The following is a 21,914-nucleotide window of genomic DNA, read 5'->3' on the forward strand; positions in this document are numbered from 1 at the left end:
TATTCCAAGTCATCTTTCGATCACTTAAATACATTTTGGTTGATACAATCACAACCCGGTATCGCGTTTGGTACTGCAGCGTCTCATCAACGCTTCGCGACACCTTTACTACATCCCATATTGTTAAAGAACAGCCGATCTTGCGATCGCTTGGCAATGCCAAATGAAAACACTCGCAACTCAGCGTCGCGAAGCGCTTTCATTTGACAACCAATCCAAGGTACCAGGTGATGGTGGAGGATGACGGGATCGAACCGACGACCCCCTGCTTGCAAAGCAGGTGCTCTCCCAGCTGAGCTAATCCCCCTTCCGGATAACTTGGTGGGTCTGGTAGGACTTGAACCTACGACCCCCGCCTTATCAAGACGGTGCTCTAACCACCTGAGCTACAGACCCTTGGCTGTAACAGCAAACAAACCGATAAGTGTGAACGCTAGGCTTGAGACACAAGCCTCTAGAAAGGAGGTGATCCAGCCGCACCTTCCGATACGGCTACCTTGTTACGACTTCACCCCAGTCATGAACCCTGCCGTGGTAATCGCCCTCCTTGCGGTTAGGCTAACTACTTCTGGCAAAACCCACTCCCATGGTGTGACGGGCGGTGTGTACAAGACCCGGGAACGTATTCACCGCGGCATGCTGATCCGCGATTACTAGCGATTCCAGCTTCACGTAGTCGAGTTGCAGACTACGATCCGGACTACGATGCGTTTTCTGGGATTAGCTCCCCCTCGCGGGTTGGCAACCCTCTGTACGCACCATTGTATGACGTGTGAAGCCCTACCCATAAGGGCCATGAGGACTTGACGTCATCCCCACCTTCCTCCGGTTTGTCACCGGCAGTCTCTCTAGAGTGCCCTTTCGTAGCAACTAGAGACAAGGGTTGCGCTCGTTGCGGGACTTAACCCAACATCTCACGACACGAGCTGACGACAGCCATGCAGCACCTGTGTCCACTTTCCCTTTCGGGCACCTAATGCATCTCTGCTTCGTTAGTGGCATGTCAAGGGTAGGTAAGGTTTTTCGCGTTGCATCGAATTAATCCACATCATCCACCGCTTGTGCGGGTCCCCGTCAATTCCTTTGAGTTTTAATCTTGCGACCGTACTCCCCAGGCGGTCAACTTCACGCGTTAGCTACGTTACTGAAGAAATGAATCCCCAACAACTAGTTGACATCGTTTAGGGCGTGGACTACCAGGGTATCTAATCCTGTTTGCTCCCCACGCTTTCGTGCATGAGCGTCAGTGACGTCCCAGGGGGCTGCCTTCGCCATCGGTATTCCTCCACATCTCTACGCATTTCACTGCTACACGTGGAATTCTACCCCCCTCTGACATACTCTAGCCTTGCAGTCACAAGCGCCATTCCCAAGTTGAGCTCGGGGATTTCACGCCTGTCTTACAAAACCGCCTGCGCACGCTTTACGCCCAGTAATTCCGATTAACGCTCGCACCCTACGTATTACCGCGGCTGCTGGCACGTAGTTAGCCGGTGCTTATTCTTCCGGTACCGTCATCGACCCCGGGTATTAACCAGAGCCATTTCTTTCCGGACAAAAGTGCTTTACAACCCGAAGGCCTTCTTCACACACGCGGCATTGCTGGATCAGGGTTGCCCCCATTGTCCAAAATTCCCCACTGCTGCCTCCCGTAGGAGTCTGGGCCGTGTCTCAGTCCCAGTGTGGCTGATCGTCCTCTCAGACCAGCTACTGATCGTCGCCTTGGTAGGCTTTTACCCCACCAACTAGCTAATCAGACATCGGCCGCTCCTGTAGCGCGAGGCCTTGCGGTCCCCCGCTTTCACCCTCAGGTCGTATGCGGTATTAGCTAATCTTTCGACTAGTTATCCCCCACTACAGGGCACGTTCCGATGTATTACTCACCCGTTCGCCACTCGCCACCAGGCCGAAGCCCGTGCTGCCGTTCGACTTGCATGTGTAAGGCATGCCGCCAGCGTTCAATCTGAGCCAGGATCAAACTCTTCAGTTCAATCTCTGTGTGGACCCTCGCGGGCCCTCGCTCTTTCGAGCGGTCGCTCACTCTCAGAAAACTGACTGACCAGATCCGAAGATCCAGTCACGTTTTGCTGTGCGAGCACTGTATAACTTGTGAAGCAACACCGTCCGAAGACAGTGGCGTCCGCTACCCAGCGCCCACACTTATCGGTTGTTTGTTTGTTAAAGAACTTCGCTGCCGGCTTTGCCGTTCAGCGCTGCTGCGTTGTCTGCAGCAGAGAAACGAGATTATGCAGAGCTTTCTTCGTTTCGTCAACCGTTTCAGCAATCTTTTTTCGCTGCGGTCAGCGCGCTAACTTCGCTGCGCCAACCTCTCCGGTCGACCCCGCAACCCTTGCTGCGTCTGCTTTGCAGCGCTGCGTTGTGTTGCGAGGGGGCGAATATTAAGTGACCGCAGCGGGGTTGGCAAGGGGTATTTCGAAAAAAAGCCAAACCACCTAGGAAATGCATTTCAAGCCACTTCAGCCCCCGCCCGGCGCTGCTTATAGAATGGTTGCTCCGGCCCGCCGGGCCGCTCTCTTATAGATGGGGACGTTTGATGACTATCCAAGCGACCTGGCAACCAAGCCAGGGCAACAGCATCTGCCACCTGACCAATGGGACTGCCGAGTGGCAGGCCGACCTGGATGCATCTGCCGGCGGCGACACCCAATACCCGAACCCGCATGACCTGCTGGATTCGGCCCTGGCCGCCTGCACCACGCTGACTTTGCAGCTGTACGCCAAACGCAAGGGCTATGCGATCACCGAAGTCCATGTATCGGTCGGTCATGAAGAGGCCAACGGGACCTACACCATGAACCGCGAGGTCAAGGTCAGCGGTGAGCTCACGCCCCAGATCCTGGATGACCTGCTCCGCGTGGCCAACCGCTGTCCGGTGCACAAGACCTTGTCGGGACAGTTTTCCATCCAGACTTCGATTGCCTGACTCCAACCGGCAAGATCGCCCTTTGCTATTGTCAACTCAAATGATAATCGTTATCATTTGAGTTCTCAGACTGTGACACGACCTGAGTCAGCAAATGGGTTCACCGGACACGCACGTGTCCGGTCTTTTCTTTCCGGCGACCACCGTCGCGGCCGTCCCGTTCCGGCTGATTCCCTCCCGCCTGATGTCATCGTCCTGACGCACGCGGTGCGATACCGTACCTGCCGTGAACCACACACGTGCCCCACCCGTTCGAGGGGCATCCTGCCCCGGTGTGTTGGCTGGCCCACCAAGGTTTCGTCGCATTCCGGTCAAACCGGCGCCGCGCGCTTTATCTGCCATGCACCGCAGGCTTAGCATGAACGGAAAGCAGAACAAGTAGAAGGCGCCAATAGAAAGCGCCGATACATCGAAGCGAGCGGGGGGATTCCTTGACCAACTTCATCGAAGCGTATTGCGCGCAGGTTCGGCTTGCGGGCGCAGTCGGCGTGATCGCCAAACCGGTTGTGGTGGCACAGGACAGCACCTACGCCATGCACTACGTGCCCTGCGAATACCTGAACACCCAGGCACCCCTGGTGCTGGTCAGCACCACGCCCGGCCACGCCCATGTGCGGCTGGCCGCCGCCGTCACCGAGGAACTGATGCGCGCCCATGCACCCGGCCGCGTGATCCAGCGCGAGAACAAGCGGCGCGTCGAGCTGGGCGGCAAGCTGGTGCGGCCCAACCTGATCCGGATGCTCGACCATTTCCGGGTGCCGGAACTGGTCGGCCTGCCGCACGCCGCGGCATTGTGGAACGACGGGTTCGAGCGCCTGCAACCGCTTGCCTTGCTGCCGCATGCCACCACGCGGCGCTGTCTGGCGTTCGACGGGCCACTGGAAGAACTGCTGGAGACACCGATGCTGCGCGAGGTATTCGAAGCGCAGTTCCTGGGCGCCGTGCGGCAGATGCGCACGGATGCGCTGTACATCGCGCTGGGCCGTACCGCATGGGCAGGGCTGCGGCATGCAGTCAGCCGCCGGGTGCTGGCAAAGCATCAACTGCTGGGGATGATGCCAGTGCCGGCGCGCGCCGGCAGCATGGTGCGCTACTTCCTGCGCGAGATCGCCGCCAGCGACCTGTCGGCCAAGGACCCGGTGCGCCATCGCGTGGCCTGGCTCGATGCCGCCCATGCGGAACTGGAAGCCAGCGTGCGCAAGCTGCGCACTGCCATCCGGCCGGACCCGCACTCCACCTACCTGATCGCGTAAGGGATCGCTCGCCTCCATGATTATGCTCGATAGACCCCACCAAAGTGGGGTCTCGGTGGCCCACACTGTGCCGATAACGTCTCCTGAGGCATCTGACACGCCTCGCATTCCCGATTTTTAGCGGCCCCGCGTGGGCCGCGATTTTTTTGAGATCACCAATCGGCATCTCCCGGTCAGGCGGCTACGCCGGCGGCGGCGTCTGCCCGACGCTTCGCCGCAGCGCATCCGATACTTGCGCCATCAGCGCGCCCTCGTCATCGACCGTGCGGTCGCCGGCCAGCAATGCCTCGCGCACGCTGACGACCTTGCCCGCGTCATAGCGCCGGCCGCTGTCGATGGCCGCTTCGAACGCATTGGCGCGCGCGTTGATCTGCACGGGGTCGGCGCTGACCAGCAGCACCGCATGGGCCAGCACCAGGTGGCGCTGCCCGTCGGGCGCTTGCAGGGCCGCGGGTGCGCGCCGCCAGTACTGCGCCGTGCCGGCGATCTTGCGCGCGGCTTCGGGCGGGCCCCAGGCCAGGTTGAAGCGGCCGTCGCAGAAGGAGCCGTCCACCGCCTGCCAGTGCGTGTCGACGCCCAGCGCTTGCAGCGCGTTGCCGATGACCTCGCACAGGTGCAGGTAGACCGCGTCACTGCGCGCACCCGGCGGCTGCCCCACTGCGTAGGCCAGGCTCAGGTTGAGGATGCCGGGGCCCTGCGGCACCAGCCCGCCGCCCGACATGCGCAGGAACACCGGGCATCCCTGCTGCGCGAAGTCGGCGCGCGCGGTTTCCAGCGCGGCGTGGCGCAGGTAGGTGCGAGGCACCACCAGCGACAGCGGCGCCTCCCACAGCTGCGCCACCTGCCGGCCCAGTGCCGCGAGATCGAGCAAGGCCAGCTCATCCTGCAGCGGGTCGCCGCCCGCCTGCCCGGCATGAGCCGCATCAACAAATTCAAACGGCATGGGATAGCACCGGCCTCCGGATGGCAACGTGCGGAGTCTAGCAAGGCTAGCCGTTGAGCACATCGAAGTATGCCAGCGCCTTCGACGCATACATGGCGCCGGGTCCGCCCCCCATCTCGATATTGATGGCCAGTACTTCGGCCATCTGCTCGCGCGTGGCGCGATGGCGCAGCGCCTGGCTGGTGTGGAACAGCACGCAGTCGTCGCAGCCCTTCTGCACCGCCAGCGCAACGGCGACCAGTTCCTTGACGGCGGCCGGCAGGCTGCCGTCCTGCGTGGCGGCCTTCATCACGCCCTGGAAGGCGCTCATGGCGGCGGGCTGGGCCTGGCCGAGCGCACCGAATTGCTTGTTGATCTCGGTCAGGCGGGTCTTCAGGTCTGTGGTCATGAGGTGTCCTGTCTTGAATTCGAACAAGGCGAACTGGCCAAGCGGATGGCGCCCTGGGGCGGCGCCATCCGCGCGCGGCATCAGCCGGCCAGATGCTTCTTCAGCAGCGCGTTGAAGTCATTGGCCTTCTCCATCTGGCTCATGTGGCCAGCATCGGCAAAGACCTTGACGGTTGCTCCCGGCGGCACGGCTTCAGCGTGCGCGACCGGGATGATCCGGTCCTGACCGCCCCACACCACCAGCACGCGCTTGCCGCTGCCGGCCAGCCGCTGGCCAGGCTGCTCGCTCTGGCGGCCGCCGCCGAAGAGTCCCTGCCCCAGTGCCGTCAGCGCCTCGGTGACGCCGTCCAGCCGCTTGTAGCGCAGCAGGTCGTCCAGCATCTGGCGGCTGACCAGCCCCGCGTCGGCGAACAGCAGTTCGACCACGGGCTTGAGCTCGCGCCGGGACTGGGCACTGACGAAGCCTTCGGTATAGCCGCTGTTGACGGCGTCGCCAAAGCCCACCGGCGACACCAGCGCCACCGACAGCACCCGCTGCGGTGCATCCACAGCCAGCTGCGCCGCCACGCCGCCGCCCATCGAATGGCCGACTACATGCGCTGCCTCGATCCCGGTCTCGTCCATGAAGCGTGCTACAAAGCCGGCCATCTGCGCCAGCGTCGTGCCCGCGAGCCGCGGCGACGACTGTCCGTGGCCGGGCAGGTCGAGGGCCACGACGGTGTACGCGTCGGCCAGTGGATCGAGGTTGAACAGCCAGTTGTCCAGGTCTCCGCCAAATCCGTGGATGAAGAGCACGGTTTCGGCGCCGCCACCCTTGCGGGCATAGCGGACCCGGATGCCGTCGACGTCGGCAAACTGGTACGCGGCAGCGGCGTCTTCTTCGCCAGCGTCGTCCGCCGGCGTTTCATAAGCCGCGACATAGTCATCGATTTGCGCATCGCTCACCTCCGCAGGTGCCAGCACGCCGAGCAGCGCCTTCACCGGCAGCACGTCGCCGGCCTGCGCCACCTTGCGGCGCAGCGTGCCCGCGTCGGGCGCCTCCACCGCATTGGCGATCTTGTCGGTTTCCACGTCGAGGATCGGCAGGCCCACGGTAATCTCGGTACCTTCGTCGACCAGCCAGGCATTGACCGTGCCTTCCTTCATCGACAGGCCCCACTTGGGCATCACGATCGGGACAATCGTGGGGGAAAGTTCGGTTGCCATCAGTGCTTGCCTCCCTTCATGGTCTTGCGCGCGGCGGCCACGATCTGCGCGGCGCTGGGGATATACAGGTCCTCCAGCGTCGGCGAGAACGGCACCGGCGTATGCGGCGGGCACACCATCTCGATGCCCGCCTTGAGCGCCCCGAACGCCTGCTGCGCAACCTGCGCCGAAATATCGGTGGCGATATTGCAGCGCGGGCTGGCCTCGTCGACCACCACCAGCCGGCCAGTGTTCTCGACCGATTCCAGCACGGTGTCCATGTCCAGCGGCGAGAGCGTGCGCAGGTCGATCACTTCCGCCTCGATACCCTCCTTCGCCAGCGCGGCGGCCGCTTCCAGCGCGCGATGCACCATCAGCCCGTAGGTGACGATCGACACGTCCTTGCCGTCACGCACGATATTGGCCTCGCCGAACGGGATCGCGTAGGCGCCTTCCGGTACCTCGCCTTCCAGGCCGTACAGGTTCTTGTGCTCGCAGAAAATCACCGGGTCGTTGTCGCGGATCGCCTGGATCAGCAGGCCCTTGGTGTCGTACGGCGTGGACGGGCACACCACCTTCAGGCCGGGGATATGCGTGAACAGCGGCGTCAGCATCTGGCTGTGCTGCGCGGCCGCGCGAAAGCCCGCGCCGACCATCGCGCGGATCACCACCGGGGTCTCGGCCTTGCCGCCGAACATGTAGCGGAACTTGGCCGCCTGGTTGAAGATCTGGTCGAAGCAAACGCCCATGAAGTCGATAAACATCAGCTCGGCGATCGGGCGCATGCCGCAGGCCGCGGCGCCGATGGCGGCACCCACGTAGGCGGATTCAGACAGCGGCGTGTCCAGCAGCCGGTCGCCGTGCTTGGCGTACAGGCCCTTGGTCACGCCCAGCACGCCGCCCCAGGCGTCCTTCTCGCCGTCCGCGCCGGCGCCGCCGACAATGTCTTCGCCCAGCATGATGACGCTGGGGTCGCGGGTCATTTCCTGGTCGATCGCCTCGTTGATCGCCAGCTTGATGCTCAGTTTGCGAGCCATGGTTTGTCTCCTGATATTGGGTTAGCGCGTGGCGGATCAGTAGCTGACGTAGACGTCGGTGAGCAGGTCTTCGGGCCCCGGCTGCGGTGCGGCCTTGGCCTCCTGCACGGCATGCTCGATCAGCGCGGCGACCTCGCGGTCGATCGCGTCGAGTTCTTCGCGCGCGACCACGCCGGCCTGGGTCACGGCGCGGCCAAACAGTTTCAGGCAATCCTTGTTGGCGCGGATGTCGTCGAGTTCGCCGGCGGCGCGGTAGGTTTGCGCATCGCCCTCGAAGTGGCCGTAGAAGCGGACCATCTTGCATTCGAGCAGCGACGGCCCCCCGCCTTCGCGCGCGCGCCGGATCACTTCGCCGGCCGCTTCATGGACGGCGAAGAAGTCAGTGCCATCCACCGTCACGCCCGGGATGCCGAAGCCGGCGGCGCGGTCCACGTAGCTGTCCACCGCGGTGCCGTAATCGCGCGAGGTCGATTCGGCATAGCCGTTGTTCTCTATCACGAAGATCACCGGCAGGTTCCAGACCGCGGCCAGGTTCAGGCTTTCCAGGAAGGTGCCCTGGTTGGAGGCGCCGTCGCCGCAGAAGGTGATGCCGACCTCGCCCTTGCCGCGGAACTTGGCGGCCAGCGCGGCGCCGCAGATCAGCGGCGCGCCCGCGCCCAGGATGCCGTTGGCGCCCATCATGCCTTTGGACAGGTCGGCGATATGCATCGAGCCGCCCTTGCCATTGCACGAGCCGCCCTTCTTGCCGTAGATCTCCTTCATCATCGCCACCGGATCGACGCCCTTGGCAATGCAGTGGCCGTGGCCGCGGTGCGTGCTGGCGATGCGGTCGCCATCGTTCAGGTGGTGCAGGATGCCGACGCCCGCGGCTTCCTCGCCCGCGTACAGGTGGACGAAGCCCGGGATGTCGCCGCGCCCGAAGTCCACGTGCAGGCGTTCTTCGAAATCGCGGATGGTGCGCATCTTCCGGTACACCGTCAGCAACGTCTCCTTGTCGAGCGGCAGCGCGGCGGAATCTTGAGAAGCTCTGGCTGTCATGTCTGTCTCCTTCGTTTTCAGGTGTTGCACTTCAAGAAAGGGGAAAAGCGGGCGGACGCGGTGCCCGCGTGTCATCCCACCGCGGCGTGCTGCGGCAGGCGGCGCATCAGGTGGTGGCGCGCGGCATGGCGCATGCAGGCCGCGACGTCGATGCTGCGAAAGGCGTGGTCATGCAGGGTGACGGTGACTTCGTCGTCCGGGCCGAAGGCCAGTTCGCGCTCGCCGTCCAGCGCGACAATGCCGCTGCGCTGGCGCACGCGATGGGGCCGGCCGTGTTCGAGCCGCTGCCAGCCGGCCACCGGCACGGTGCACATCAGGCCGGGTGCGATCGGCGCGCACAGGTCGAATTCGCCTTCGCCAGGGGCGGCCAGCTCGATCGCGAGGCCGCCCTCCTCGCGCCGGCCCACCGGCTCCAGCAGCCCGGCGATGGATGACAGGCCGATGGCCTCGGGGTCGGCAAAGGACACGTAGACGGCGGCAAGCGTGTCGGTCTTCCACAAGGCACGCGCGCCGATGAAGTGCTCGTGCGAGATCACCGCATCCACCAGCGCAATATCGCGGCGAAAGCCGCCGTTGCCGTCGCGGATGACAATGTCGAGCCGCTTGTTCGACGCCAGCGCCTGCGCAGGGGGAATGCGGCCCGTGGCATAAAGGCCGGTGGCCAGCCCGATGATGGTGGGCTCGCGCATTTCGGGGTAGGCATTGTTGGTGCCGGTTGACAGGCCCGCGATCGGCACCGCGCCGCACTCGCGCACCACCGCGCGGTGGGTGCCGTCGCCGCCCAGCACGATGATCGCGGCCACGCCCGCATCGGCCATGCAGCGCGCGGCGCGCAGGGTGTCGTCGACGCGCGCTGTGACCGGCATGTCAAGGTAGTCGACCGCGGGCAGGCCCGAGTCCGGCCCCTGCCGGCGTGCCAGGTGCCGCGCCAGCATGACGCGCAGGCCTTCGCGGTCGGGCATCATCAGCACGCGCTCCACGCCGCAGGACGCCAGCGCGGCCAGCAGGCGCAGCACGATATTGACGCGGTCGGCCAGCTGCAGGCTGTTGGCGTTGGCGATCACACGACGGATGTCGCGCGCGGAAATCGGGTTGGCGATGATGCCGACCACTGGCGCGATCTGCGCGCTGGCGCCTGCTGCGTGCCCCATTGCCTGTCTCCTGTTGTCGTTGTCTTGCCAGGCGTATTTGCAATGGCCGTGCCAGTGCGCGCAGGCAGTGAAAACCGGGGAAACAGGGGTATCAGCGGGGTTGGATCCGAGGGATTACCCCGAGGCGGCAGGGCAAAAACGACGCTGCGCTGTGACAGGTGTCACAGCGCAGGTGTACAGGGGATGGGCAACCGTATCGCAGGGATGGCGCGCGTGCGCCGTGCTGCCTGCCGGCTTATGCGTCGGTGGGCTCTGGGCCGCCGTCACGCCGGTTGGGCGACTGGATGCCGTAGCGCTCCATGCGCCGGTACAGCGTCATGCGGCTGACGCCGATCTGCCGCGCGACCGCGCTCAGATTCCAGCCGGACGCGCGCAGGTATTGCATCAGCAGCATGCCTTCCGGCGGCAACTGGTGCGGATCAAACGGCGCCGCAGCGGGTGACTGGGCGGGCCCTAGCTGCGGCAGGGCGGCGGACGGAGCGGGTCCCGCCAGGCTGTCAGGCAGGTCCGGCACATCGATATAGCCGTCGGCGCAGACCGCGCGCGCGTACTCCAGCACGTTGCGCAGTTCGCGCAGGTTGCCGGGCCAGCGGTGGCGGTGCAGCCGCTCGCGTGCCGCGGGCGACAGCGTGATCTCGCCGCCTTCTGCGCCCCCTTCCTGCAGCAGCTTGCGGACCAGCCAGTCCAGGTCGGTGCGCGCACGCAGCGGCGGCAGCGTAAAGCGCGCGCCGTTGAGGCGGTAGTACAGGTCCTCGCGGAAGCGCCCGTCGGCCACCAGTTGCTCCAGGCTGTGGTGCGTGGCGGAGATGACCCGCAACCGCACCGGCACCGGCCGCGCGGCGCCGACAGGCAGCACTTCGCCCTCGGCCAGCACGCGCAGCAGCCGCGACTGCAGTTCGCGCGGCATGTCGCCGATCTCGTCCAGGAACAGCGTGCCGCCGTCGGCTTCCTGGATCAGGCCGCGCTTGCCGCGCGGGCCTGCGCCGGAGAAGCTGTTGGGCAGGTGGCCGAACAACTCGCTTTCAATCAGTGTTTCAGGGATCGCCGCGCAGTTCACCGCTACGAACGGCCCGCCGCGGCGCGCGCTGGCAAGATGCAGCGCCTTGGCCAGGAACTCCTTGCCGCTGCCGGTCTCGCCGTGGATCAGCAGGTTGATGGGCGAATCGACCAGGCGCGCCGCGCGCTGCAACTGCTGCTGCAGCGCGGCATCGCCGCCGGTCAGCGCCGCCAGGGCAGGCGGCATCGTCACCTGCGTTTCGGCGGGCGGCGCCTGCCAGCGCAGCGCGGGCGGCAGTACGCTCAGGTACAGCAGGCCGCCGCTGCGGGTCAGCGCCACCAGGCGCTGCTCGCTCGGGCGCGAATAGACATAGTGGCCCAGGTCTTCCAGGCGCGCGTCGAACAGCGTCTCGAACCGCTGGCCCAGCACGGTGGCGCCCGGTGCGCCACCCAGCTCGCCCTCCAGCATCAGCCTTGCGCGGTGGTTGTGGCCGACGATGCGGCCGGCCTCGTCCAGCGCCAGCAGGTATTCCGGATTGACGTCGACGAACTCCGGCGCCACGTTCAGCTTCAGGATCCAGTCGCGGCGGTGCGCACGCAGGAAGTTGGCGTTCTCGATATGCGCGGCGTAGATGCGCACCATCTGCAGCGCCAGCCCCTGGCTGTCCTTGGCCTGCGGCGAGGTCAGCGCGGAGATGTCGAGGATGGCGTGCAGGTTGCCGTGCGTGTCGAACAGCGGCGCGGCGGTGCAGGTCAGCGGGATATGGGTGGCGTCGAAATGATCGGCCTGGTGCACCGTCAGCGCCTGGCCGGTGGCCAGAGCGGTGCCGACCGCGCAGGTGCCGGCGCCGCTCTCGCTCCACTCGGCGCCCAGGTACAGGCCCGCGTGGCGCAGCGCGGCATCGCTGCGGGCCTCGCCGATATAGTCGACGGTCACGCCCTGCGCATCGGTCAGCAGCACCACATAGCCCAGGCCCGCCACCTGCCCATACAGGCTCTGCAGGCCGTGGCGCGCGATGCGCGCGAAGTCGTCGATGCGTTCCTGGTGTTCGCGCAGGCGCGGCTGCGGCAGGATGCGCGCCTCCTGCATGCGCGACGGATCCAGGCCGTACTGGTGCACGCAGCGGCGCCATGAGTTCTGGATGATGGCGTCGTGCGCGATCCGGTCCGCAAGCACGGCCGGCGGGGCAAGGTATGTGGTGGCCTGGACCACCGTCTCGATGTGCTCGCGTTGCCGCAGGTCCATCGCTGTCTCCTGTCGTCGCTGCCGTCGGCCCCACGGGTGATGGATGGGGTGGTGGATCGGGCGGACTGTCGGGCGCGTGCTGCGGGAGCCGCGCCTCTGTGTCTCGGGCCTTCTAATGTATCCGAGCGGATCGGCGGCGCGCAAACAGGATTAGGGGAGGCGCGCTCACGGGCGCACGCCGCAAGTGCGGCGCACGCCATACCGGAGCATCGCAGGCGCTCAGAGCGCCGATGAGGTCTTCAGGCTGCGCGCCGCATCGGCGGCGATGGCGAACGAGCGCAGGCGCGCCTGGTGGTCATGGATCTGCCCGGCCAGCATCAGCTCGTCCGGGCGCAGGTCATCGACAAAACGCTGCATGCCGGCACGCACGGCGTCGGGATCGCCCACTACGGAGCACGCCAGCGAGCGGCGGATATGGTCGGCCTCGCTCTCGGTCCACAGTGATTCGATATCGTCCACCGGCGCGCGCAGCTGCCCCGGAGTGCCGCGCACCAGCGCCAGGAACTGCTGCTGCAGCGAGCTGAACAGGCGGCGCGCCTGGTCGCCGGTCTCAGCCGCGAACACGTTCAGGCCCAGCATCACATAGGGCCGGTCCAGCGCTTCGGAGGGCCGGAAGGTGCGCCGGTACAGGTCCACCGCCTGGCGCATGAAGCCCGGCGCAAAGTGCGAGGCAAAGGCGAACGGCAGGCCCATCGCCGCGGCCAGCTGCGCGCTGAACAGGCTCGAACCCAGCAGCCAGATCGGTACCTTGAGCCCGGCGCCGGGCACCGCACGCAGGCGCTGGCCGGGGCGCACGTCGTCGAAATAGGCCTGCAGTTCTTCCACGTCCTGCGGGAAGGTATCGGCGCTGTCGGCCGACAGGTGGCGGCGCAAGGCGCGCGCGGTGGCCTGGTCGGTCCCTGGCGCACGGCCCAGGCCCAGGTCGATACGGCCCGGGTAGAGCGAGGCCAGCGTGCCGAACTGCTCGGCGATCACCAGCGGCGAATGGTTGGGCAGCATCACGCCGCCCGAACCCACGCGGATGGTCCTGGTGCCGTTGGCGACATAGCCGATCAGCACGGCGGTGGCGGCGCTGGCAATGCCGGGCATATTGTGATGCTCGGCCAGCCAGTAGCGGTGGTAGCCCAGCTGCTCGGCATGGCGGGCCAGGTCGAGCGAGTTGCGCATGGCCTGGCCGGCATCGCTGCCTTCAGGGATGGGGGCCAGGTCCAGCACGGACCAGGCAACGCCTGCGCCGTTGGGGATAGAGTCGTGATTCATGTGGTGGATGGCGGGCGGCTGGTGCCGCACGCGGGCAATGCATATGGCTCGCTATCTTAGTGACCCCGGCGCGATCGTGCTGGCGGCCTGATCGCGGCCCTTCGGGCGGCGTGGGTATAGTCGGGGGCACGAAAGATTGAGTCGCGCCGCGCTTGCCCGTACCATGCAGCCCGATGCGAAGGAACAAGCGATGACACTCAAGACACTGGACGGTGCGCTGGCCCTGCTGACCCACTTCACCGTGCGCCAGCCGACCTGGGGCGTGCGCGAGCTGGCCAAGCACAGCGGCGTGCACTACGCCGTGGTGCACCGCGTGCTGGCCACGTTTGCCGCCAACGGCTTCCTGGTGCAGGACGCGGCCACCGGCAAGTATTCGCTCGGACTGCGGTTGTTCGAGCTGGGACAGGTGGTACGCAAGAGCTTCTCGCCCGACGAGATCGTGCGGCCGGTGCTGGAAAAGCTCGCCGCGCAGAGCGGCGAAACCGTGTTCCTGTCCTGGCTCGATGGCCATGACGGCCTGTGCGTGGGACTGGTGCAGAGCCAGCACCAGCTGCGCTTTTCGATCGAGCTGGGCGAGCGCTTCCCGCTCTATGCGGGCGCGCATGCCAAGGCCATGCTGGCCTTCCAGGACGATGCCTTCCGCGATGAGGTCTACCGCCAGGGGCTGGCGCGCATGGCCCCCCACACGACGCCGGACCGCGAGCGCATCGAGCAGCAGCTGGCCGAGGTGCGCGAGCGCGGCTGGGCCCACACGCGCGAGGAAGCCGCCGCCAGCGTGGCCGGCCTGGCGTTGCCGCTGTGGTCGCGCGACCGCAGCGCGGTGGTGGGCTCGGTCGCCATCGCGGGGCCGCAGCAGCGGCTGGACGAAGCCGCGGTGCCGCGCCTGCTGGAGGCGCTGCGCGATGCCAGCGGCCGGCTGGAAGACGTCATCGGCTTCGTGCGCTGACGCGCTGTCTCCTCACGCCAGCAGGGCCTTGCCCACGGCCCCGCCCAGCACGCGCTGGCCGATCGCATGGCCCAGCGCGCGGTAGCTCTCCCATTGCGCCTCATCGAAGAACTGGTCGCCGGTGGCCTCCTGCGGAAACGCGGGATGGGTCGCGCCGTAGTGGCGCACGTCGGCCGCCGCCCATGACACCAGCCGCGGCTTGAGCAGCACGATGCGGCAGGTGCGCGCGCGTGGCGCCCCGCACTCCGGGCCGGTGCGAAAGACGTTAAGCAGCACCGCGCATTTGTCGCCGGTCGGCGCGCCCGGCATGAAATCATCCGGTACGCCGAAGACCCGGCTCAGCACCGGATGCGTGGTGGCAGCCTCGGTATCGACCACGAGCTCCAGCCCATGGTCGATGCGCGCCAGCCGGATCAGGTTGGCCAGGTCGCCGAAGCGGTAGTCGCGGTCGCCCCCGCAATCACACAGCACGATCAGCGAGACATCGCGGCCCGGGCGCAGCAGCTCGTACACGCCGGTGTTGTCGAAATGCCCGCCATCGGAAAGATACTGCCAGCCGCGCCGTGTGCCGTGGAAGCGCGCGCTCAGTTCGCAGCCCAGGTAGTACTGCGTGCGGAACAGCGCGATGCCCGCGGCCAGCCAAGGATGCGTGGCGCGTTCCGGATGGCGCCTGGCGCGGCCCCGGCGCCCGCCTTCGCGCGCGTGGCTGGCCGGATACGACGGCCACCATATGCCCAGCCGCAGGTTCGCCAGGCCAAGCAGCATTGATGTGCCCAGCGTGGTCGCGCGCCCCAGCCTGGTGGAGACGGCCGCGCCCGAGATCGCCATCCAGTCTCCCACCGTGCGCGATTCGGCCAGTTTGCCCGACGACGGCCATGACACATCGGGGCAGCAGCCCCGGCCGTCGATGGTGAAGCGCGCGTAGGCGTCCGGCGGGATTGCCGTCGCCACGCCGGACTGCACCACGCAGGGGCCGGGCGCCAGGCACAGCGGCTTGCCCTTGCGGTCGCGCTGCACCAGTTGCTCGGCCGGGTCGACGGTGAGATTCAGCGTGACGTTGATCAGGTGCAGCGGCGCCAGCACGCGCGGATCGTAGTAGGTGTTCAGGCTGAGCTGGTCGCCGGGCACGGGCTCGGCCACGCTGAAGCGGGCGCGCTGGCTGCCGTCCTGGTCGGTCGTCGGATCGGGCGGCACAAAGCGCTCACCGTTGGACGCCCCCAGGTACGCGCGGGTGAGCCGCGCCGCATAGAACGGCTGCAGCGTCGACAGGTTCAGGAAGCCCGCGAAGCGCCCCACCACCAGCGCCAGTGCCAGGCTCACCACGGTCAGCATGGCCAGCGCCGGGCCGGTATAGGCGTTGCCGAACACCAGCCAGTCGACCGGCTCGCGCCCGTCCCAGCGCACCCACAGCACCAGCCACGACCACAGCACGAACAACAGCAGGGCCAGCACGGCCGCCACCGCGCCCGCCAGCAGCGATACCGGCAGCCGGGCACACAGCGCGCGCCATGGCGTGTCGGTGCTGCCCTGGCGGCCGGCGTCGCGCCAGCGCGATCCGTAGCGCACCAGCCAGACCAGCACCCCCAGCACGGTTGCGGGCAGCGCCGCGCCCCACTGGTGGTGGGCCTGGTGGGCAAACAGGTAAGCGGTGCGTGCAATGGTGTCGGCAATGCCCAGCGCCGACAGCCAAAGGGTCAGCGTCAGCGCGCCACGCAGTGCGCGCGTGGCACGCACCCGGTAGGCGGCCACGGTGCGCGGCTCGCCCTGCAGCAGCGCCAGGCACCACAGCACGCCCAGCAGCGTCAGCACGCCCAGCGCGGCAAAGAGCTTGCCGATGACCAGCCCCGAACCGAGCCATTCCGACCAGCGCGCCGCAGCCAGCAGCATCAGGCCCAGCAGCGTGGCGAGCAGCGGCGCGGGGCTCAGGAAGCGGACCGTCGCCTGCGGATCGTTGGCGCGCGGGTAGATCAGCCAGTAGGCCAGCCCGGGCGGCACCGCGCCAGCCAGCGCGGTGGCCAGGGGCAGCCACAGCAGCGTGCTCCACCAGATCGCGCATTCGCCCTGGTTGTAGGCCTGCCGCGCGTCGTGCAGCAGGTCCATCTCATGGCGCCCCAACCCGTAGGAAACGCCCACCGCAATGTGTTGCCCGAGCGCCAGCGCAGCCAGCAGCACCAGCAGCGCGCTGCCGATCACGAAATGCATGGCCAGCCAGTTGCGCACTACCAGCGCGGCGGCATAGAGGTTGTCGCCGGCGCCGGTGGGCGACAGGTAGCGGCCGTTCTCGCGCAGCCATGCGACCGCGCCGCGGCCGGGGTCGGCGGCGTAGGACATCGAGGTATGGATGCGCCCCGGCGGCTCGCATTGCAGCGTGTGATAGGCGTCGGTGGCGGCCTGGACCGGGCCTGCGCCGCGGCGCAGGCGGCCGGGCACGAACAGGCTGACGAAGAAGGCGCCGAGGTAGCCGCCGCCGCTGACGGTGGACAGGTAGTCGAACTGCGCCAGCAGCGAGGCCAGGCCCGGCACGGTCTGCGCCGCGGCGGCGGTGGCGGCCGCCGGCGTCGCGGCCTCCGGCTCGGGGGCCGGCGCTGCCGCCTTGGCGGGCATCGCGGTGCCCGCCATCGCCTGCATCACGCCCAGGCAGAAGGTGGCGCTGCGGATGCCGCCGCCGGACAACGCCAGGGCCCAGTTGCGCTGGCCGTCGCCGGCGCGCGGCGTAATGCCGAGCTGGCGGCGGCGCTGGGCGATGCGGGTGGCCTCGTCGCCGGATCCGCCGGATCCGCCGGTTCCGTGGTGTTCCGCGGCCATGCGCGTCCTCCCGGTAACAGTCGGTCTGCGCCAAGTATAGGCGGCGGCGCTCCACCGTTGCCGCCGCCGGCATTCGCCCGGCGCGGCCATCCGGCCCCGCGTTAACCCTGATTGTTGAGAGCCGGGCCGAAGCCGAGCATTTCTCCGTATCAGAGACGCTGTCTCTTATATAGAGACACAAGCAGTCGACGCAACCACCCACCATGCTTAAGACCCTGGACGGCGCCCTGGCGCTGTTGACCCATTTCACCGCCCGCCAGCCCAGCTGGGGCGTGCGCGGACTGGCGCGCCACAGCGGCGTGCACCACGCCGTGGTGCACCGCGTGCTGGCGACCTTTGCCGCCAATGGCTTCCTGGTGCAGGACGCGGTTGGCCGCTACGGCTTGGGCTTGCGCTGGTTCGAGCTGGGACAAGTGATACGCAAGACGAGCAGATCCACACGCTGCTCAGGCGCGAGCCGCGCAAGGTGCTGTTCGTGCCGTTCGCCGGCGTGACCTTCAGCTTCGACACCTATGAAGGCATGGTCAAGCCGGTGTTCGAGACGCTGGGCTACGCGCTGGAATCGATCCACCACAGCGGCGATCCGCTGCGCGCCGTGGAGCAGGCCGAGGCCATCGCGGTCGGCGGCGGCAACACCTTTGCGCTGCTCAAGCGCATGTACGACGCCGGCATCGTCGACGCGATCCGCGCCAGGGTGCGCGCGGGCACGCCGTACGTGGGCTGGAGCGCCGGCAGCAACGTCGCCTGCCCGACCATCCGCACCACCAACGACATGCCCATCGCGCAGCCGCCGTCGCTGCGCGCGCTGGGGCTGGTGCCGTTCCAGATCAACCCGCACTTCATCAGCGGCAAGCCCGCCGGCCACAACGGCGAAAGCCGCGAAGAGCGCCTGGCCGAGTTCCTGCACATCAACGCGCCGGAGCAGGTGTTTGCGCTGCCGGAGGGTTCGGCACTGTTCTCGGACGGCACCCGCGGCACCGTGCTGGGCGAGCGCCATGCGCTGTGGTTCCCGGCCGAAGGCAAGGTCGAAACCATCCGCGAAGGCGAGACCTTCCCGCTGTCGCAGATCACCGGTCCGGCCGGCATGCAGGACTGGCCGGGCTTTGCTGCCTGAGCCGGCGGCACTGCCTTGAGCCACTGACGCACTGACCCGGGCCGGTCCCGGGCACAACAAAGAGAAAACCGCCCCGCGGGCCGCGCCGTGCCGCCCGCGCAAGCCCCCTTTTGCCTTTTGGAGGAGAAAACAAGATGAGCCACACCACTCGCCACGCGGCCCGCCTGGCACTGCCGTTGCTGCTGGGCCTGCCGGCCGCCGCGATGGCGCAGTCCGGGGTGACGCTGTATGGCGTGATCGATACCGCGCTGACCTACCAGACCCATTCGAACCCGGCGGGCGATGCCCAGATCGGGCTGCAGCAGGGCGGCGAAGGTTTCCTGTCGGGCAGCCGCTTCGGCCTGCGCGGCATTGAAGACCTGGGTGGCGGCCTGAAGGCCGGCTTCGTGCTGGAAAACGGCCTGCTGGCCGACACCGGCAAGCTGGACCAGCAGGGGCAGCTGTTCGGGCGCCAGGCGTATGTGAAGATCGGCAACCAGTGGGGCGAGCTGGCGCTGGGCCGGCAGTACACCACGGCCAACACCATGCTGTACTACGTCGACCCGCTCGGCGTGGGCGCGGCGCCGTCCAATGCGTGGATGGTCTACCTGACCGGCCAGCGCTACGACAACGCCGTCAGCTACACCGGCAACTTCGGCCCGGTATCGGTGATCGCCGAATACACGCTGGGCGAAACCGCGGGCAACACCCGCGCGACCTCGTCGATGTCGTTCGGCGTGAGGTACGCCGCCGGCCCCATCACCGCAGTGGGCGATTTCCAGCAGACCCGTGACAGCCAGAGCCGCGCCGCGAGCATCTACCTGGCCGGCCTGAAGGCCGCGGTGGGCCGGGCCAGCCTGTTCGCCAACTACATCCACAGCGACCGCGACGCGGGCTTCGATTCGTCCAAGGGCGGCACCGACACGGCCACCATCACCAGCATGTCAACCGCGGCCACGCCGACCAACCGCGCCGCCATCAGCTCGGTCTTCGGCGGCAGCCGCCACGACGATTTCTTCACGCTGGGCGCGAGCTACCCGGTCACCGGCAATGTCACGCTGATCGGCAGCGTGATGCACAACCGCACCCGTGCCGACGGCTTCAGCGGCAACCGCACCACCGCCTACGCGGTCGCCGACTACGCCTTCAGCAAGCGCACCGATGCCTACCTGGCGCTGGCCTATGACCGTGTGCACGGTGACTGGTCGGGCCTGTTCGGCAACAACACCACCAGCTGGACCGGCGGCAGCGGCAAGCCGCTGGACGGGCGCGACAGCCAGACCACGGTGATGGTCGGCCTGCGCCACCAGTTCTGACTTTTTGTAGACGCCCTGCCCGCGCCGCGCGGGCAGGGCACATCATTTGGAGAAAGCCATGGCCCTGCAGCAGACGCTGGTCATTCATGAAGCCCTGGACAGCCCGCACGCCAACGGTGCGGTCGTCAGCGAACTGTTCGCGCCCTATGCCGGCGCCGGCGCGAGCGTGGAAGTGACCACGATCCACAACGCCCCGCCCGAGAACACGGCCAACACCACCGACTTCATCACCATCGTGATCCCCGGCACCACGGGCAAGCGTAGCGGCGGCAGTGCACCGACGCTGGGCGTGATCGGCCGCAACGGCGCGATTGGCGCGCGCCCGGAACTGGTGGGGCTCGTGTCTGACGCCGACGGCCCGATCGGCTGCCTGGCGGTGGCGCTCAAGCTGGCGCAGATGAAGGCGCGCGGCGACCACCTGGTGGGCGACGTGATCGTGACCACGCACCTGTCGACCAATGTCTCGATGCAGCCGCACGACCCGGTGCCGTTCATGGGCATGCCGGTCTCGTCCGACACCATGAACGACTACCAGGTGCTGCCGGAGATGGACGCGATCCTGTCGATCGATGCCTCCAAGGGCAACAGCATCATCAAGCACCGCGGCTTTGCGATTTCGCCGACGGCGATGCAGGGTTACATCCTGCGCGTGGCGCCAGACCTGGTGGCGACCATGGAGTCCACCACCGGCTGCCCGGCGGTGACCTTTCCGATCTCGCAGCAGGACATCACGCCGTACCACAACGGCCTGTACCACTTCAACAGCATCATGCAGCCGCACGTGGCCACCCAGGCGCCGGTGGTCGGCGTGGCGGTGACGGCACAGTCGGTGGTGTCGGGCAGCGCGACCTCGGCCAACCACGAGATCGACATCGCTGAAGCCGTGCGCTTCTGCGTGGAGGTGTCCAAGCGCTTCGGCGCCGGCAAGTGCCAGTTCTTCAATGCCGCCGAGTGGGAGAAGATCCGCGCGGTCTACCCGGACCTGTCGGTCTTCCAGACCGCGGGCAAGCGCTGAGCGCAGCGCCGGCGGCCTGGCAGGTTCAGGCGGCTTCGGCCGGTCCTGGCTGGTTGGCCGCCTCGGTCGGGGCGGTGCCGCCGTGGCGCCGCTTCCATTCGTCGAAGCCGCCGGCCAGAGCCCAGGTCTTCGGGTAGCCGGCCACGCGCAGGCGCTCGGCCAGCAGCGCGGCGGACAGCTCATTGGGGCAGGCGCAATAGACCACGATGTCGGCCCCGGCGTGCGGCACACCCAGCGCGTCCAGGCTGTCCAGCGCGCCCTGCATGTCGAGCACCACCGAGCCGGGGATGCGCTCCATCGGCGTGTCGCCGTGGGCGCGCACGTCGATCACCACCGGCAGGCTGCCGGCCAGCCGGCGCGCTTCCAGCTCATCCACCGTCATGCGCGGCACGCGCCGCGTGCGGCGCAGCAGCCGGAAGCGGCGCCACCAGCGCCACGCCAGGAACAGCGCGAACGCCACCAACAGCCCCACCACGGCCATATGCCCGTAGGCGCTGAACGCCTCCAGGATGGCATCGATAAAATCACTGAACACCACGCCGATCAGCAAGGCACTGCCAGCCCACACCAGCGCGCCGATGGCGTCATAAAACAGGAACACCGGCAACGGTGTGCCCGTCATGCCCGCCATCGCGGTGGACAAGGCCCCGGCACCGGGCAGCAGCTTGGCAATCACCAGCGAGCGCGGCCCCACGCGCAGGTAGAGCGACTGGGTCTGGCGGATGCACGAATCCTGCGAAATCGATACCCGGCAGATCGTGCGCAGCATCGGCTGCCCCAGCCGGCGCCCGGCGAAGTACCAGCCGGTATCGGCAATCAGGCAGGCGAAGATGACCGCAGCCAGCACCGCGCCGATCGACGGCCCGGTCTCCTGCATGCCCAGCGCGCCGGCGACGAACAGCATCGGGTACGCCGGCACCGGCAGCCCGGCCTGCTCGACTAGCACGTTCAGGAACACCAGCATCAGCCCGTGGTTTTCCAGCAAGGCCTGTAACTCTCCCACCATGTTCTCCCCGTCAGTCCAGGATGCCAGTGTGCCAGTCGCCGGGGGCCCGTGCACCGGCAGCTTTGCATGGGTGTTTCAAATTTCCTGAGTGGAGGGCACGCCGGCAGGGGGTCGTCGTGACCTACGTTGTCCTACAACATTACATCCCAGCCTCACCCGACCTCACCATAGTACGACCGCCGCCTCAGGCACGAAGTGCCCCTGACTGCGCATTTATGTCGTTTTTTGAACGCCCGCAACGCTCTCCAGCGGAAACGCCGGCCGCATCCCGGTTAACCCCGAATGATCACCCG

The 21,914-nt window shown here is 67.1% G+C and carries 15 protein-coding genes, 2 tRNA genes, 1 rRNA gene and 2 pseudogenes; 7 read left to right on the plus strand and 13 right to left on the minus strand.

From position 1 onward, the window contains the following. Positions 1 to 231 precede the first annotated feature (231 nt). From RS901_RS20745 to RS901_RS20755, 3 genes are all read right to left on the minus strand, one after another. Positions 232 to 307 (minus strand) — tRNA-Ala (locus tag RS901_RS20745). Positions 308 to 319: 12 nt separating this feature from the next. Then, positions 320 to 396, minus strand: a tRNA-Ile gene (locus tag RS901_RS20750). A 62-nt stretch (positions 397 to 458) separates the two neighbouring features. Continuing rightward, a 16S ribosomal RNA gene (locus tag RS901_RS20755) occupies positions 459 to 1,990 on the minus strand. Positions 1,991 to 2,554: 564 nt separating this feature from the next. Here RS901_RS20755 and RS901_RS20760 point away from each other — a divergent pair. Beyond that, positions 2,555 to 2,944, plus strand: coding sequence for an OsmC family protein (locus RS901_RS20760; RefSeq protein ID WP_010813534.1), 390 nt, complete (start codon positions 2,555 to 2,557; stop codon positions 2,942 to 2,944). Between the two features lie 431 nt (positions 2,945 to 3,375). Next, positions 3,376 to 4,197: a hypothetical protein gene (locus RS901_RS20765; protein WP_316155329.1), complete on the plus strand. Its 822-nt coding sequence runs from the start codon at positions 3,376 to 3,378 to the stop codon at positions 4,195 to 4,197. Positions 4,198 to 4,378: 181 nt separating this feature from the next. Here the strand turns inward: RS901_RS20765 and RS901_RS20770 are convergent, their stop codons facing one another. The 8 genes from RS901_RS20770 to RS901_RS20805 all read right to left on the minus strand — a co-directional run bounded on the left by RS901_RS20770 (position 4,379) and on the right by RS901_RS20805 (position 13,440). Then, a complete protein-coding gene (locus RS901_RS20770; protein ID WP_316155331.1) occupies positions 4,379 to 5,140 on the minus strand; it encodes a lipoyl protein ligase domain-containing protein in 762 nt (253 codons plus the stop codon). 46 nt (positions 5,141 to 5,186) lie between these two features. Next, positions 5,187 to 5,528, minus strand: coding sequence for a carboxymuconolactone decarboxylase family protein (locus tag RS901_RS20775; protein WP_316155332.1), 342 nt, complete (start codon positions 5,526 to 5,528; stop codon positions 5,187 to 5,189). 80 nt (positions 5,529 to 5,608) lie between these two features. Next, a complete protein-coding gene (locus RS901_RS20780) occupies positions 5,609 to 6,733 on the minus strand; it encodes an acetoin dehydrogenase dihydrolipoyllysine-residue acetyltransferase subunit (RefSeq protein ID WP_316155334.1) in 1,125 nt (374 codons plus the stop codon). Then, positions 6,733 to 7,749 (minus strand): alpha-ketoacid dehydrogenase subunit beta, encoded by a 1,017-nt coding sequence (locus RS901_RS20785; protein WP_316155336.1) that lies wholly within the window; start codon positions 7,747 to 7,749, stop codon positions 6,733 to 6,735. Before RS901_RS20785 ends, RS901_RS20780 begins: the two co-directional genes overlap by 1 nt. A 36-nt stretch (positions 7,750 to 7,785) precedes the next feature. Continuing rightward, positions 7,786 to 8,787, minus strand: coding sequence for a thiamine pyrophosphate-dependent dehydrogenase E1 component subunit alpha (locus tag RS901_RS20790; RefSeq protein ID WP_035824681.1), 1,002 nt, complete (start codon positions 8,785 to 8,787; stop codon positions 7,786 to 7,788). Between the two features lie 71 nt (positions 8,788 to 8,858). Then, entirely contained in the window at positions 8,859 to 9,938 is a 1,080-nt protein-coding gene (locus RS901_RS20795) for an ATP-NAD kinase family protein (protein ID WP_316155341.1), read from the minus strand. Between the two features lie 235 nt (positions 9,939 to 10,173). After that, entirely contained in the window at positions 10,174 to 12,180 is a 2,007-nt protein-coding gene (locus RS901_RS20800) for a sigma-54-dependent Fis family transcriptional regulator (protein WP_316155343.1), read from the minus strand. A gap of 219 nt (positions 12,181 to 12,399) precedes the next feature. Continuing rightward, on the minus strand, positions 12,400 to 13,440 hold the full coding sequence (locus RS901_RS20805; RefSeq protein WP_114136121.1) for an LLM class flavin-dependent oxidoreductase: 1,041 nt from the start codon (positions 13,438 to 13,440) through the stop codon (positions 12,400 to 12,402). A 190-nt stretch (positions 13,441 to 13,630) separates the two neighbouring features. On the opposite strand from RS901_RS20805, the gene RS901_RS20810 reads away from it, so the two are divergent. Continuing rightward, positions 13,631 to 14,386, plus strand: coding sequence for an IclR family transcriptional regulator (locus RS901_RS20810; RefSeq protein ID WP_316155347.1), 756 nt, complete (start codon positions 13,631 to 13,633; stop codon positions 14,384 to 14,386). A gap of 12 nt (positions 14,387 to 14,398) precedes the next feature. Here the strand turns inward: RS901_RS20810 and RS901_RS20815 are convergent, their stop codons facing one another. Beyond that, the gene (locus tag RS901_RS20815) at positions 14,399 to 17,191 is read right to left on the minus strand and encodes a hypothetical protein (RefSeq protein WP_316155348.1); all 2,793 of its coding nucleotides are present in this window, start codon (positions 17,189 to 17,191) and stop codon (positions 14,399 to 14,401) included. A 203-nt stretch (positions 17,192 to 17,394) separates the two neighbouring features. Here RS901_RS20815 and RS901_RS20820 point away from each other — a divergent pair. The 4 genes and pseudogenes from RS901_RS20820 to RS901_RS20835 all read left to right on the plus strand — a co-directional run. Then, positions 17,395 to 17,619, plus strand: a pseudogene (locus RS901_RS20820) (helix-turn-helix domain-containing protein); the annotation flags it as partial. Beyond that, a pseudogene (gene pepE, locus RS901_RS20825) lies at positions 17,619 to 18,305 on the plus strand (dipeptidase PepE); the annotation flags it as partial. The pseudogenes RS901_RS20820 and pepE, both read left to right, overlap by 1 nt. A 134-nt stretch (positions 18,306 to 18,439) precedes the next feature. Further along, on the plus strand, positions 18,440 to 19,600 hold the full coding sequence (locus RS901_RS20830; protein ID WP_316155350.1) for a porin: 1,161 nt from the start codon (positions 18,440 to 18,442) through the stop codon (positions 19,598 to 19,600). 58 nt (positions 19,601 to 19,658) lie between these two features. Then, positions 19,659 to 20,615 carry a DUF1177 domain-containing protein gene (locus RS901_RS20835; RefSeq protein ID WP_316155352.1) on the plus strand — a complete coding sequence of 319 codons (957 nt, stop codon included), beginning with the start codon at positions 19,659 to 19,661 and terminating at the stop codon, positions 20,613 to 20,615. Positions 20,616 to 20,640: 25 nt separating this feature from the next. Here the strand turns inward: RS901_RS20835 and RS901_RS20840 are convergent, their stop codons facing one another. After that, positions 20,641 to 21,621, minus strand: coding sequence for a DedA family protein/thiosulfate sulfurtransferase GlpE (locus RS901_RS20840; protein WP_011616368.1), 981 nt, complete (start codon positions 21,619 to 21,621; stop codon positions 20,641 to 20,643). Positions 21,622 to 21,914: the final 293 nt, after the last annotated feature.

It is taken from the genome of Cupriavidus sp. BIC8F (assembly GCF_032465815.1).
In the GTDB taxonomy this organism is placed as follows: Bacteria; Pseudomonadota; Gammaproteobacteria; order Burkholderiales; family Burkholderiaceae; genus Cupriavidus; species Cupriavidus necator.